A 14515-nucleotide genomic window follows, 5' to 3' on the forward strand; every position below is an offset into this window, starting at 1 on the left:
AGGCACAGGCATGGTGAACCGCCAGCCTAACCACCATCATATCTACGCTGGTTGCATGCTATAATGAAAGTGAGTAGATGAAGCAAGAATATTCATGAAATATATTCAAAGAGAAGGCCATGATTGAGATCCGTCACCTCAAAACCCTGATGGCACTAAAAGAAACCGGAAGTCTTGTAGAGGCCGCAGATCGCATACATCTGACTCAGTCTGCACTGTCACATCAGATTAAAGATCTTGAAGAGCGCCTGGGCTGCACGCTTTTTATACGCAAAAGCAAGCCTCTGCAGTTTACTTCTGCAGGAATGCGCGTTCTACAGCTTGCCGATGAAGTGATGCCTCTGCTTCGCTCTGCTCAACGGGATATTGATCGTCTGGCTGGAGGAGAGGTAGGCCGCTTGCATATGGCGATTGAATGCCACAGCTGTTTTCAATGGCTGATGCCAACAATTGACAGCTTCCGTAACAACTGGCCGGAAGTAGAGATGGACTTTGCTTCCGGGTTTAACTTTGCTCCTTTACCAGCCCTTGCCAGAGGTGAGCTCGACCTTGTAATCACCTCGGACCCACAACCTTTGTCCAGCGTAGAGTACGTGCCCTTATTCCGATACGAAGAGCTTCTTGCGGTTGCCAAACAACATCCTTTTGCAAAGAAAAACTTTGTGACCGAGCAGGAGCTGGCAAAGGAAACATTAATTATTTATCCGGTAGAACGTGACAGACTGGATGTCTTCTCTAAGTTTCTGACCCCAGCCGGACTGGAGCCATCAGATACCCGATCAGCGGAACTAACCATAATGATGATGCAGTTGGTAGCCAGCGGCCGGGGTGTTTGCGCCCTGCCTAACTGGGCTGTTGCCGAGTATCTGGAACGGGGCTATGTCAAAGGTATACGCTTAGGGGAGAAAGGGCTCTGGAGCACACTCTTTGCAGCAATTCGCAAGGATACTCTGGATAGCGCCTATATGAAGGACTTCCTCAGAACAGCCCAGGATGTTTCTTTCCGGACACTTTCCGGCATTCAGCCTGCTGACCGCAGGACAGATGAATGATCCGATTAAACCTGCCTGGAGAGTACTGGTAGGGAGTGTACTGGTAGGGATGCCGCAGACGAAAAAAAGGGGCCCACTGCATGGCCCCTTCTCAAAAGGAGAGATAAAAAGGATAGAACTCAAGTCTCAGCTACAAATCAACCTGCGTTCCAACTTACTGCAGGAGAAATAGTACTGAATGAGTCCTTTTTATTTCTTGATGTTCATCAACAAAGTTTTGTCGATCCTTTAACCTGCGTCAAAAAGCATGGGATTAGCTTTTTACTCTTTTAGAACAGCCTTGTTTAACAGAAAATGCAGTCGCACCAACGCTATACAATCGGAGTTTCTTCCACACCGACTCTGTACCGTGGGAAAATCAGACTAAACCTAGCACCACCTAACCCACTACTTCTGTCAACCAGTGCGCTCCCCTGATGCCAGTAGGTGATGCGCCGTACAATAGACAGGCCCAAGCCATAACCGCCAGATGCTCTTGTACGGCTATCATCCAGACGAGAAAACGGAGTAAACACCCGCTCCCAGTCCTCCTCCGGTACACCCGGACCATCATCTTCCACATCAATACGAATGCTGTCAGAGTCCACATAACAACTGATCTGAACCTGGCTTTCCGCATAGCGGCAGGCATTGCTTACCAGATTCTGCACCGCACGCTGAAAATAACGGGTCTCAATATCAGCATCGTCCCCAGCACCCGGATTACCGCGAACAACATTCAGTTCCAGTTCAGGCTTCAAAACCTTAAGCCCATTAACAACATCGTGCACGAGCGGAGTAACGTCTGCCCGTTCATAATGCAGGTGTAACGTTTCCTGACCTAAACGGGCATAGGTTAAAATCTCATCTACCAGCTCATCCAGTTCCTGAATATCATTATCGATCCCTTTCAATTGCTTCCGGGCAAAAGGGTCATCTACGATGTCCTCAATCATCTGCATACCAAAGCGAATGCGGGCTACTGGCGTTCTCAGTTCATGGGAAACAGCATGAATCATCTCCTGCTGAGTATGTAGCAGCTCCTGAACCTGTTTGGCCATAACATTAAAGGCACGGGCCAACCGGGCAACAAAATCATCACCCTCAACCCTAACACGGGTACTCAGGTGTCCTGCCGCAATACGGCTGGCAGCCTGCTCAACCTTCTGCAGACGTTGCTCTAACATACGCACGGATAAGTATATGCCACTACCCGATAAGAGTAGCGCTACCAGAGCGATAGCGACCATTAGTAACAGAGGGTAAGGATCAAACATCCTCACAGGCCCGACCCTTAAAAGACGATCCTCATCCAGTTGCGCATAAGCAACAATTGAACGGCCGCTCTGCAGGAACGAAATAATTGACTCCCCTTGCTCCAGCTGCTGTCGCTCAATGCGATCAAGGGGAGCATCGGATAGAGGGATCAAAGAAATAGGATATGCAAAATAAGGATTTGCTTCCGACAGAACCTGAGCGGCCGGATAGTCATAATCCTCAATGACCTGACGTAACAGCTCCACGGATGCTCTTGCATACTGCTCTGTAAGACGTGGAATATGGGCTTTCACCAGCAAGCGGCTATCGGGGTCGAGATAGCGATAAACGATCATCTCATGCTCAGAACGACAGCTAAGCAGCAGAATCCGGTTTTCTGTCAGGCGCCTCAGTTGCCAGCTATCCAGGGATTCATCATCCGCATGAGTCACCACCAGCTTGATGTTTAACCGGGCTCCGATATCCATCAGCCAGCTGACGCGATCAGCTTCTTTTTGCTGCTGCCAACCCTTACTTAACAGATAAAAAGTACCTGAAGCCAGCTCTTCCCGGTACTGCTCAACCCTCACATGGTTAATCAGCGATGTTGCACCAACCGCCAGTGCAATCACCAAAAGCATCGCCAGCAACATATGCAAATAGACACGTATGAAGATGCTGTTAACCCGAAGCATATTTAGAGGCATGGCTTGGTAGCGTCCCGGTTCGTTTTAAAAAGGTCGGGCAGAAAGAAGAGCCCTTAGTTACAGGCAGGTGGAAAGGAATGGCAGCAGAGTATCACTGCCATTCAAACAGTTAAGCCGGAGCGCATCGTCCCGACTACCGCAATTAAACCTCTTTTACAAAAAGGTAACCCTTGCTTCTGACTGTTTTAATGCGGCGTGGGTGCATAGGATCATCCCCAACTTTCGGACGAATACGGGACACCCGGACATCAATGGAACGGTCCTGCCCATCGTACTCAATCCCACGCAACGCCGTAAAAATTTCTTCACGGGTCAGAACACGCCCTGCATTAGAAGCCAGTAGCCACAGCAGATCAAACTCAGCACTGGTCAGATCAATACTTTCACCAGCCAGCCAGGCCTCGCGCATCGCATTATCCACAACCAGGCCGCCGAACTGCAGCCGACTATCATCGCCCTCTTCCAGCTCAACCGGCTCATCAGAACCGGTGACACGACGCAGTAATGCACGCACACGTGCCAGTAACACACGGGGCCGAACCGGCTTAGAGATATAATCATCTGCGCCCATCTCTAACCCCACCACCTGATCCATATCATCAGTACGTGCAGTCAGCATCAGGATGGGGCCATTATATTCAGGCCGAACCCGACGACACACACCCAGGCCGTCTTCACCGGGTAACATCACATCCAAAATCACTAAATCGGGCTTTTCACTAATAATGCGGTCAACGGCTCTGTTGCCATCGCCCTCAACATCAACATCAAAGCCATTACCCTCAAGATACTCTCCGGTGAGGGTGGCTAGTCGTTCATCGTCTTCAACGATCAGAATTCGAGAAGTTTCTTGTGTATTCACGTGATGCTCTCTACGTTATTACGGAAGCCTGCGCAGGGCCACCAACTTATATCGTCACATTCTACGAACCAACAAAATGAAGGTCCGAGTAAGTTTCAACGCTTTTATAGCTATAGCGCTCTATAACGGGTGTTTTTTATGCCTTTTAAAGACAATACCCTTCTTTTTTATATATTTAAATCATAGCGTATCTATATACCGTGCTACTACGTCTATGTCGTAAGATAACTCAAATTACCACCTAATAAATGCCGTCTCTTGTTTACCCGGCAAACTTAAAAAAAAAATCTTATTTACCTCTTGAAATTTCTGTAGAGCCTCTGGGAAAAGACCTCTCACGTTAGTTGGTTTTCACCCCTAAAATAAACACAAGTTATCCACAAGATATCCACTTGCAGACTTTGAGAAACAACATTATCTTGTGCCCAGACTAAAAAGCACCCCCATATATAGGGTGTCGACACAGATTCAAACACAATTCAACCTAAGCCTTTGTTATTAACGATTTTTCCGGATTTGATCCGGTTTTTTTGTTTTTAATACTCCATTCCCTACAGGAAAAAGGGTTAATAGTTTGCAATCGACATCAGTCACAAGATTCACTTTTCATGCCATCGGCGGCATGAAAACCAATACAGAATATGATCCCTCCTGATTTACGGGATCAGAGATTAACTACAGGCAGGCATTATCAGCATGGCACAGGACACCACTCCAAACGCAGCTCTCAGTAATCTGCAGGTGATGAAACGTAACGGCGATTTGGTCGCATGCGACCCAAGCAAGATTTCTGTCGCAATGAGTAAAGCCTTTATCGCCGTTGAAGGTGATAGCGCGCAAAACTCGAGCCGCATTCACGAACTGGTTCAATCGTTTACTCAGAATATTATTGAAACCTTCCAGCGCCGTATGCCTGCAGGCGGCGTGATCCATATTGAAGATATTCAGGATCAGGTTGAACTGGTACTGATGCGATCCGGTGAGCAAAAAGTTGCCCGAGCCTATGTTCTTTATCGTGACAAGCACTCCCGTCGTCGTGCCGCCCAGGAAAAAGGCATTACCAACCCACACCCATCCATCAATGTAACGCACCTTGATGGAAGTAAGTTGCCTCTTGATCTCGGCCGTATCGATACCATCGTCAGTGAAGCCTGTGAAGGCCTGGAAGAAGTTGATAAAAAACTTATTATCGATGACACCCTGAAAAACCTGTACGACGGTGTGCCGGTTGATGGTGTATCAACAGCCCTGATGATGGCGGCTCGAACCCTGGTCGAAAAAGAACCCAACTATACCTACGTTACCGCCCGACTACTGATGGATAACCTACGCCGTGAAGCGCTGAGTTTTCTGAACGTAGCACCTGAAGCAACCCATAAAGAGATGATGGAGCTTTATCCAAAAGCTTTAGTTGCTTATGTGGCAAAGGGTATTGAACTCGAACAACTTAACCCTGCATTGGCCGAGTTCGATTTAGAGGCACTGGGTGCCGCTATTGAACATGAGAACGATAAAAACTTCAGCTACCTGGGTCTGCAAACCCTTTACGATCGCTATTTCCTGCATTGCGATGATGTTCGCTATGAACTCCCTCAGGTGATGTTCATGCGGGTCGCGATGGGCCTGTCTCTTAATGAGGCAAAGCCGACGGAGCGTGCTATCGAGTTCTACAAGCTACTTTCCAGCTTTGATTACATGGCGTCTACGCCAACACTGTTCAACTCAGGTACCCGCCGCCCACAACTGTCATCCTGTTACCTGACTCATGTCCCGGACGACCTGGAAGGCATCTACGGTGCGATCAAGGATAACGCTCTGCTGTCTAAATGGGCCGGAGGTCTGGGTAACGACTGGACTCAGGTTCGTGCACTGGGCTCCTACATCAAAGGAACCAATGGTAAGTCACAGGGTGTTGTCCCTTTCCTGAAAGTAGTTAACGACACGGCTGTAGCGGTCAACCAGGGTGGTAAGCGTAAGGGCGCCGTTTGCGCCTACCTGGAAAGCTGGCACCTGGACGTAGAAGAGTTTCTGGATCTGCGTAAAAATACCGGTGATGACCGCCGCCGCACCCATGATATGAATACGGCAAACTGGGTGCCGGATCTGTTGATGAAGCGTGTATTCGAAGATAAAGAGTGGACGCTTTTCTCACCGTCCGATACTCCGGATCTGCACGATCTATACGGCAAAGCTTTTGAAGCCCGTTATGAAGAGTATGAGCGTATGGCCGATGCCGGCGAAGTGCGCTTATTCAAACGCATCAAGGCGAAAGACCTGTGGCGTAAAATGCTCTCCATGCTGTTTGAAACAGGCCACCCTTGGATCACCTTTAAAGATCCGTGCAACCTGCGTTCACCGCAACAACATGCAGGTGTCGTGCACTCCTCTAATCTGTGCACCGAAATCACGCTGAATACCAATGAAGACGAGATCGCAGTTTGTAATCTTGGCTCTGTTAACCTGGCGCAGCATGTTACCGATAGTGGTGAACTGGATGTGGATAAAATCCGCAACACAGTAACCACCGCTGTGCGTATGCTGGATAATGTCATCGACATTAACTACTACGCAGTTCCTCAGGCGCGTAACTCTAACCTGAAGCATCGCCCTGTCGGCATGGGCATCATGGGCTTCCAGGACGCACTGTATAAAGCAAAAACCGCTTACGCCTCCGATGCCGCGGTTATGTTTGCCGACCGCTCTATGGAAGTGATCAGTTACTTTGCCATTAAGGCATCCAGCGATCTGGCCGATGAGCGTGGCCGTTACGAGAGCTACGAAGGCTCCCTGTGGAGTCAGGGTATTCTGCCAATTGATTCCCTGGACAACCTGATCGAAGCCCGTGGCGCACAGTTTATCGAAGTTGATACCAGCAGCACCCTGAACTGGGATGAGCTACGCACCCTGGTACGCAAGCAAGGCATGCGTAACTCCAATGTGATGGCTATCGCCCCAACCGCAACCATCTCCAACATCTGTGGTGTCTCTCAGTCCATCGAGCCGACGTATCAGAACCTCTACGTGAAATCGAACCTCTCCGGCGAATTCACCGTAGTAAACCCTTATATGGTTCGTGATCTTAAAGAGCGCGGCCTATGGGATGAGGTGATGGTTAATGATCTGAAATACTACGATGGTTCGGTTCAACCCATCGACCGTATTCCCGATGATCTGAAAGCACTGTACGCCAACGCCTTCGAAGTTGAGCCTAAATGGCTGGTAGATGCTGCAAGCCGTCGTCAGAAGTGGATCGATCAGGCCCAGTCCCTGAACCTGTACATCTCTGGTGTGAACGGTAAGAAACTGGATATCACCTACCGTATGGCCTGGTTCCGTGGTCTGAAAACCACTTATTACCTCCGCGCCATGGGTGCATCATCTGTTGAGAAATCAACTGTTGATCGCGGTACTCACAATGCGGTTTCCAGTGGTAGCGCGCCAACCACGACAGCGCCAGTAGCGGCACCGGTTGCTCCTGCAGCGGCACCAACCCCTGCACCGGCAGCTGTGGCCAAGGATGATTTTGAACTATCCGGCGCAGCAGCTGAAGTACCTCAGGCCTGCTCCATCGACAACCCGGATTGTGAAGCCTGCCAGTAATTCTGAACAAGGGAATTTATTGAAAGGCACTGCAGCCTTTCACTAACCGCAAGGATGCGGTTGCCTTTCGGTGATATACCGAAAAGCCAAATGGCATCGGCTTGCCACAGCGCTTATATAAATAAGCCTCCAGTAAAACAGGGCGCCCGATAAAAGTGGATTTACTGCAAGCCCTGTGGCAAGTCAATGTTCAAACTTGACGATACTGTATAAATTATCAGTGTGACTGATTAAGACATTTAAGAGGATTTCACCATGCTAAGCTGGGACGAATTTGAAAATGAGGAAACCGCAGTTGCCGAAACACCTCAGGCCGCTCCAAAGCCTGTTGCGGCCCAGCCTGCGCCAGCGCCTCAGGCAGCCCCTGCCGCGGTAACAGCAGCATCTGTCTCTGAAAGCCAACCTGCAGACAAGAGTGCTCAGGAACGTGCCCGGGAAGCGGTAAACAATATCGATGTCGCTCCGGGTCTGGAAGATCTGGAAATGGGTGCCGCCCGCATTGAAGTAGACGATAAGCGCATGATCAACTGCCGTGCGGATCTGAACCAACTGGTTCCGTTCAAATACGACTGGGCCTGGCAGAAGTATCTGGATGGCACCGCAAACCACTGGATGCCGCAGGAAGTGAACATGAATGCGGATATCGCTCTGTGGAAAAGCCAGGATGGTCTGACAGACGACGAGCGTATGATCGTGATGCGCTCTCTGGGATATTTCTCTTCGGCGGACTCTCTGGTTGCCAACAACCTGGTACTGGCCGTTTATCGCCTGATCACCAACCCTGAGTGCCGTCAGTATCTGCTGCGTCAGGCATTTGAAGAAGCGATCCACACCCACGCTTACCAGTATTGTGTCGAGTCTCTGGGCATGGATGAGGGTGAAGTATTCAATATGTACCGCGAGATTCCATCCATCGCTAAGAAAGCGAGCTGGAGCCTCAGCCACACCCATTCACTATCCAGCCCGAACTTCCAGACCGGCACACCGGAAACCGATCAGGAGCTACTGCGTAATCTGGTTGCCTTCTACTGCGTTACCGAGGGAATCTTCTTCTACTGTGGCTTCAGCCAGATTCTGTCCATGGGCCGCCGTAACAAGATGACGGGTGTTGCTGAGCAGTTCCAGTACATTCTGCGTGACGAATCCATGCACCTGAACTTTGGTGTCGATGTGATCAACCAGATTAAAATTGAAAACCCGCATCTATGGACACCGGAGTTCCAGGAAGAAGTGGTTCAGATGATTCTGGAAGGTACCGAGCTTGAAATCGAATACGCTCGCGACACCATGCCGCGCGGTGTACTGGGTATGAATGCCGGTATTATGGAAGAGTACCTGAAGTTCATCTGTAACCGTCGCCTGCAGCAGTTGGGACTGAAAGAACAGTTCCCCGGCGCGACGAACCCCTTCCCGTGGATGTCGGAAATTATCGACCTGCGTAAAGAGAAGAACTTCTTCGAAACCCGCGTCACCGAGTATCAGGTTGGCGGTGCGCTAAGCTGGGATTAATCCCGGCTTCACTTGAGCATCAACAGCATAAAAAGGGAGGCTTAATCGCCTCCCTTTTCTGTTCCCTTCCAGGCCTGCACCACCTTTCCCCGCATCTGAGCGGCACTCTTCTCAATACAGCGTCGGGCAAAATCCCGCCAGTAATCCTGGGTCTGCGCTTCTTCGACCGCTACTGCGGAGGCCAGGTTTCTCCATGCAGGAGGCAAAGGCGAATGGAAAGCACTGTGAAGGCGGGAAGCAAAACCACCCTCACGATCAGCCACCAGATAGCGAACCCGGCCAATGCCGGATAATAAGATACGACCTGTGCACATCAGACAGGGTTCAAGGCTGACATATAGGGTTAACTCCCGACGATTCAGGTGAGCAAACTCCATTTCCAGTCGATCCAGCAACTGCATCTCTGCATGACGCTGGCTCTGGTAGCCTGTTGTCGGTTCAGCCCCCTCATCGATATCCCGAACAAAAACCTGATTCCGCGCGTCACACACTAACTCATTGTCAGCATTAACCAACACAGCACCGACGCCATAATTACCGGCAGAGTAAGCCAGAAAAGCCTGCTCACAACACAGATGCGCCCACATATCATCCCGCAGGACATTGGCAGGCCGCAAACTCAGGGTTTGCTGCAACGTATCAAACCCCTGTGACTCTTGATTCTGATCCATGATAAAGCGCCTTGTTGATAACATGCCTGCCCAGAGGCTAGCAGCGAAGCCTTTAAACAAAGAGGCTACAGGCCATATCTTTAGTCTAATAACCGTTTATCTTTCAAGACAAAAACAAAATAAATATACATATAAAACAGTAAGTTATAAAAAACAATACTATAAAAAAGTCTTCTAATATTAAAAAACTCAGTACAGGATCAACGTTCTCAGTGCTTTCCTCCTATACAATGCAATCGTTACGGTTTAATCACATAAAAATAACAAAAAAGCACACAAAAAAGCACACAAAAACCCTACGTTATAAAAACAGTATTCTCAAATGACTTGTTAAGGACGTGAAAGCTCATGGAAATTCGTCACTGGCCAGTGGCACGTAAACTCGCACTGCTAATCGGGTTGCTCTTTGCCACACTCACTCTGGTAGAACTGAACTCTCTTTATCGTTTGTATGATGAACTCCTCACTGCCCGTAAGGTTCAGGTGCAGGAGCAGGTGCAGTCTGCTGCCAGCCTGATAGAGCACTATCAGAAACAAAGCGCCCAACTGGGTGATGCAGAAGCCAGAAAGCAGGCATTAGCAGCCGTTGCTTCTCTTCGCTACGGTAAGAATGGTTACTTCTGGATCAACGACATGCAACATAAGCTGGTGATGCATCCTATTAAGGCGGATCTCATTGGTAAAGACATGACAGATGTTCGTGATCCTTCAGGCAAGCTTCACTGGCAGGAGATGATACGTGTCGCTAAAAATCAGGGGGAAGGCTTTGTCGATTACACCTACCTGGGGCCTCAGTTTGATGCGCCTGAGGATAAGGTTTCCTATGTAAAAGGTATACCGGATTGGGGCTGGGTGATCGGCAGCGGTGTTTACCTGAGCGATGTTGCAGAAATTTTCTGGGCCGCACTCACCGAAACGCTACTCTTTCAGGTCATTCTGTTTAGCCTGGCAATCTGGGGCAGCATCGTCATGGTACGCAACATTACCCGACCACTGAATCGTATGCTGGACATCGTCCGCTTTATCGCCGCCGGAGATATGACTCACACCATCGGCCTGAAACGCCGTGATGAGATCGGACAACTCGCTGACGAGGTGGACGCAATGACTCACTCCCTGAGAACCGTACTGACCGATGTCGAGCTCGCAGCGGAGCAGCTTCGCTCCCATACCGGAGCGATGAGCCAAAACAGTGAAGAGACCCGCCATGGAATGGATCGCCAGTTCAGTGAAGTCGATAAGCTCGCTTCAGCGATGACTGAGATGTCATCGACTATTCAGGAAGTCGCCCGCAACGCAACCGATACGGCAGAGTCCACCCGGGAAGCCAGTCAGCAAGCAGAAACAGGCCAAAATGAGGTTCAGGAGACGGTCAATGCCATTGAGCTTTTATCCCAACACGTTTCCGAAGCCGGAGATGTAATGGGCAAGTTAAGTGAGCAGACCGACAAGATTGGAGAGGTGATCAATGTTATCCGTGAGATTTCCGATCAAACCAACCTGCTGGCACTGAACGCAGCAATTGAGGCAGCCCGGGCCGGTGAAGCCGGACGAGGCTTTGCTGTAGTGGCTGATGAGGTACGCAATCTGGCAAGCCGTACACAGGGCTCTACCGGCGAGATTCAACATATCATTGAGCAGCTTCAGCTACAGGCCTCTAACGCCAACCGTACCATGGGGCAAAGCAGCCATGAAGCCCAAAGCAGCGTCGAGCAGATGGTACGTGCCGGTGCTGATCTGGACGCGATCGTCGAACATATCCGTCATGTCAGTGACATGAGTACTCAGATCGCATCTGCAGCAGAACAGCAAAGCTCTGTTGCGGAAGAAATTAATCATAACTTGTTCGATATTCGTACGATCTCTCAGGATGTACTTGATCGTGCTGCAACAATAGCCAGCAGTAGCCAGGATATTGCGGGTATGGCAGACAGCCTGGGACAGAGGCTAAGCCGGTTCCGCCTGAATTAAGTATTTTTAATAATGCACCGGGCCCCATAAAAGACTTACGCCGGAGGAAACCTAAAACGGTGACGCTTTGTCACCGTTTTTTCGTTAAAGCGCATCAGAAAGTCAGGTATCATAACGTCTGGAACTCCATCCAAAGGATGGCTGATTATTGATATCAAGTACCGAGTAACAGGGATATGCAGATCTATCGTGTTTATCAGCACCCCCAGCGTGGTTATGCCGCCATCACATCCGGATTTAACTGGACTGCAGCTCTATTCTCTCTGATCTGGACGTTGTCAAATAACCTATGGGGCCCAAGCTTCCTTCTCTTTCTCGGTTGGAGTACATCCATTGCCGGAATATTTATCGCTGGCATGATGGGTCTGCCAATGGTTTCAATGACATTTGTCGGGCTAGCAGTACTTATGCCGCTGTGGGCAGGTATGAATGCTATGAAATGGCTGGATCAGGGGCTTCAGAAGCAAGGCTACAATCTGGTGAATAAAGTCCGTGCCCAGACCTCCCAGGGTGCGATTATGACCACTCAGCGTAAGTTAGACCCAACTGCAGCCCGGAAGCGCAGCGCCAGCCGGAGATAACTTTGTCCAGGCCGCAATTTAAAAGTCCCCTTAAAGCCTTCTTACATTTTCTACTACGATCTTTACTGATAAGCCTGCTCTGCCAGCAGGCCCATGCCCAATGGGGGCTGATTGTGCCTGAAACAAACAGCCCCACCCCTGACAGGAATACATCTGAAAAACAAACAACACCGGATGAATTTGAACTGATCAGGAAAGGGGTGGCCCAAAGCCGGAACCTCTTGGGCCAAACCGCATCGACCATAGGTTTTGGTTTGGACTCCCTATTCGGCGCCCCCAACAAAAATCAGCCTAACGAAAGCGCTATTACACTCCGCTCCGGACTTGAGATTCAGGACTCAGGCCTACTGACCCAAATAAACACCCTAAGCTTCCAGGCTGATCTGCCAACAGCCAGTAGCAAATTACAACTTTTGGCCAGACTTGGAGATGAACATGAACTGGAGAACCGAAGTACTAACGTCCAAACAGAGCAAACACCTGAACCCTTTGAATCCCGGATACTGAAAGCCGATAAAGCAGGAATCTTTCTCCGGTATATTTACCAGCATCCTGAATCACTATGGCAAACCACGTTTGATAACGGCTTTCAATTTACCCCTCATTCCTTAGCTCTGGAACCTGTCAGTTATTTACGTATCGGGCAAACATTTCTGTCGGGAACATGGCAGATCCGTCCTGTACCTGTGATCTACTGGGCTGAAAGTTCAGGCTTAGGAACCGGTATTGCCCTGCATACCCTGAAACCAATTGATGCGATTACCAGCCTGCAACACACAACAGGGGTTAACTATCTGTTCGATGAGCAGATGGCCTACTACCAACACGGGTGGCAGCTGGTCCAGGCTTTTACTCAGGATTTACGAGCCACCAGTAACATCACCTTCTACTCGACCAACCGTGCCGGACACCTAATTGATGAAGCCAAAATCAGTGCAACCCTAAGGCGAAGAATCGACAGTGACTGGCTGTTTTTCAGCGTAACACCAGCCGATACGCTATCATCTGAAAACAATTATAAAAGTAACCTTAGTATTACATTTCAGCTGGAAGCCAAATTTGGTGTCCAATACTGAATATGCATACCTGTATTTAATTTAATATCTGATCCAGCCGCTCCAAGGCCCGGTCAAGCTGAGCAAGAGAGCAGCCAAAGTTGAGCCGCGCAAAACCCGGCAAGCCAAAGTCAGCTCCCTCTGATAGGGCGACACCGGTTTCTTTCAGCAGCCATTGAGCGGGCTTCTCCTGCCCGGTTGCTCTAAGATCCAGCCAGGCGAGATAGGTTGCTTCCGGGAACTTAAGATCGACCTGCTGCTTGCCTTCAGCCCAGCGCATAAGACGGTTTCTGTTTTGCGCCAGATAACATACCAACTGCTCGCGCCAGACAGCACCATTACGATAAGCCGCTTCAGCCGCCACAAAGCCCAACAGATTCACATCCGGCATAAAGCCCTGAATAGAGTGCTTAAAATCAAGACGTAGCTTATGGTCCGGAATAACAGCGGCAGAACAGGCAAGGCCTGCAATATTAAACGTTTTACTGGGAGCCAGAAGTGTAATGGTACGAGCGGCAATTTCAGGGTTCAGGCTGGCAAGCGGAATATGCCGACGGCTCTTATCCAGCACCAGGTCACAATGAATTTCATCGGAACAGACCACAAGGTCATTTTTAACAATAAAGTTCGATAATTGCTGTAACTCCTCTCTGGAAAACACTCTCCCTGTTGGATTGTGGGGATTACAAAACATAAATAGCCGGGTATTAGATTTAAGCTGAGCCTGCATCGCCTCCAGATCCAGAGACCATCTCGGCCCTTCACGCATGGGTACAGCCTGAAGCTGTTTGTGAGTACGTTCTGCCACCTTCAGAAACGGCGGATAAACAGGTATATGGGTCATCACCGCCGAGCCTGCTTCGCCAAAAGTTCGAGCCACCGCATGCAAGCCCCCCACCAGACCCGGTAACCAAACGATCCATTTCGGATCAATCTGCCAATTATGCTGGGTTGCGTACCAATGACAGAAAGCGTCTGTCATGCCTGCAGAAACCTTACCGTAGCCAAAAACGCCATGTTCCACCCGCTCTTTCAGCGCATCCAGTACCGCCGGAGGTGAAACAAAATCCATATCAGCCACCCACATAGGAATAATATCCCGCCCCTGACGCTCCGCTTCCTGCTGGTAACGCCGCCACTTATCACTATCTGTATTTTCCCGTGCGACAGGTTGATCGAAGTTAAAAAGTGGTTCACAGGGCTCAGTCCGTTTTGCTGTCATATCAGCTCCGAAATAATCAATATTAGGGCAGGTTTAGAGTGGGTCAGAT

The 14515-nt window shown here is 49.6% G+C and carries 10 protein-coding genes; 6 read left to right on the forward strand and 4 right to left on the reverse strand.

Annotation, left to right across the window (positions count from 1 at the left end; genetic code table 11):
• The first annotated feature begins 119 nt into the window (after nt 1–119).
• On the forward strand, nt 120–1052 hold the full coding sequence (locus BTA35_RS05010; RefSeq protein WP_077243284.1) for a LysR family transcriptional regulator: 933 nt from the start codon (nt 120–122) through the stop codon (nt 1050–1052).
• 311 nt (nt 1053–1363) lie between these two features.
• On the opposite strand, the gene BTA35_RS05020 is transcribed toward BTA35_RS05010, so the two are convergent.
• Both BTA35_RS05020 and BTA35_RS05025 read right to left on the reverse strand, forming a co-directional pair.
• Nucleotides 1364–2995: a HAMP domain-containing histidine kinase gene (locus BTA35_RS05020; protein WP_077243286.1), complete on the reverse strand. Its 1632-nt coding sequence runs from the start codon at nt 2993–2995 to the stop codon at nt 1364–1366.
• A gap of 142 nt (nt 2996–3137) precedes the next feature.
• A complete protein-coding gene (locus BTA35_RS05025; RefSeq protein ID WP_077243287.1) occupies nt 3138–3857 on the reverse strand; it encodes a response regulator in 720 nt (239 codons plus the stop codon).
• A gap of 696 nt (nt 3858–4553) precedes the next feature.
• Between BTA35_RS05025 and BTA35_RS05030 the strand changes: the two genes are divergently transcribed.
• A complete protein-coding gene (locus tag BTA35_RS05030; protein WP_077243288.1) occupies nt 4554–7457 on the forward strand; it encodes a ribonucleoside-diphosphate reductase subunit alpha in 2904 nt (967 codons plus the stop codon).
• 255 nt (nt 7458–7712) lie between these two features.
• Complete coding sequence (locus BTA35_RS05035; protein WP_077243289.1) at nt 7713–8966, forward strand: ribonucleotide-diphosphate reductase subunit beta; 1254 nt, start codon at nt 7713–7715, stop codon at nt 8964–8966.
• 41 nt (nt 8967–9007) lie between these two features.
• Here the strand turns inward: BTA35_RS05035 and BTA35_RS05040 are convergent, their stop codons facing one another.
• Entirely contained in the window at nt 9008–9637 is a 630-nt protein-coding gene (locus BTA35_RS05040; protein WP_077243290.1) for a nucleoside deaminase, read from the reverse strand.
• 348 nt (nt 9638–9985) lie between these two features.
• On the opposite strand from BTA35_RS05040, the gene BTA35_RS05045 reads away from it, so the two are divergent.
• The 3 genes from BTA35_RS05045 to BTA35_RS05055 all read left to right on the forward strand — a co-directional run bounded on the left by BTA35_RS05045 (nt 9986) and on the right by BTA35_RS05055 (nt 13265).
• The gene (locus tag BTA35_RS05045) at nt 9986–11608 is read left to right on the forward strand and encodes a methyl-accepting chemotaxis protein (protein ID WP_077243291.1); all 1623 of its coding nucleotides are present in this window, start codon (nt 9986–9988) and stop codon (nt 11606–11608) included.
• Nucleotides 11609–11784: 176 nt separating this feature from the next.
• Nucleotides 11785–12189 (forward strand): hypothetical protein, encoded by a 405-nt coding sequence (locus BTA35_RS05050; RefSeq protein WP_077243292.1) that lies wholly within the window; start codon nt 11785–11787, stop codon nt 12187–12189.
• A 113-nt stretch (nt 12190–12302) separates the two neighbouring features.
• The gene (locus BTA35_RS05055; RefSeq protein WP_139363619.1) at nt 12303–13265 is read left to right on the forward strand and encodes a hypothetical protein; all 963 of its coding nucleotides are present in this window, start codon (nt 12303–12305) and stop codon (nt 13263–13265) included.
• 16 nt (nt 13266–13281) lie between these two features.
• On the opposite strand, the gene BTA35_RS05060 is transcribed toward BTA35_RS05055, so the two are convergent.
• Nucleotides 13282–14466 (reverse strand): MalY/PatB family protein, encoded by a 1185-nt coding sequence (locus tag BTA35_RS05060; RefSeq protein ID WP_077243294.1) that lies wholly within the window; start codon nt 14464–14466, stop codon nt 13282–13284.
• Between the last annotated feature and the right edge of the window lie 49 nt (nt 14467–14515).

The sequence above is a fragment of the Oceanospirillum linum genome (genome assembly GCF_001995095.2).
In the GTDB taxonomy this organism is placed as follows: domain Bacteria; phylum Pseudomonadota; class Gammaproteobacteria; order Pseudomonadales; family Halomonadaceae; genus Oceanospirillum; species Oceanospirillum linum.

Bases quoted from the DNA above. Each gene is read 5' to 3' on its own strand.
- BTA35_RS05010 (WP_077243284.1), top strand. From the start codon at position 120: ATGATTGAGATCCGTCACCTCAAAACCCTGATGGCACTAAAAGAAACC.
- BTA35_RS05020 (WP_077243286.1), bottom strand. From the start codon at position 2,995: ATGCCTCTAAATATGCTTCGGGTTAACAGCATCTTCATACGTGTCTAT.
- BTA35_RS05030 (WP_077243288.1), top strand. From the start codon at position 4,554: ATGGCACAGGACACCACTCCAAACGCAGCTCTCAGTAATCTGCAGGTG.
- BTA35_RS05035 (WP_077243289.1), top strand. From the start codon at position 7,713: ATGCTAAGCTGGGACGAATTTGAAAATGAGGAAACCGCAGTTGCCGAA.
- BTA35_RS05040 (WP_077243290.1), bottom strand. From the start codon at position 9,637: ATGGATCAGAATCAAGAGTCACAGGGGTTTGATACGTTGCAGCAAACC.
- BTA35_RS05045 (WP_077243291.1), top strand. From the start codon at position 9,986: ATGGAAATTCGTCACTGGCCAGTGGCACGTAAACTCGCACTGCTAATC.
- BTA35_RS05050 (WP_077243292.1), top strand. From the start codon at position 11,785: ATGCAGATCTATCGTGTTTATCAGCACCCCCAGCGTGGTTATGCCGCC.
- BTA35_RS05060 (WP_077243294.1), bottom strand. From the start codon at position 14,466: ATGACAGCAAAACGGACTGAGCCCTGTGAACCACTTTTTAACTTCGAT.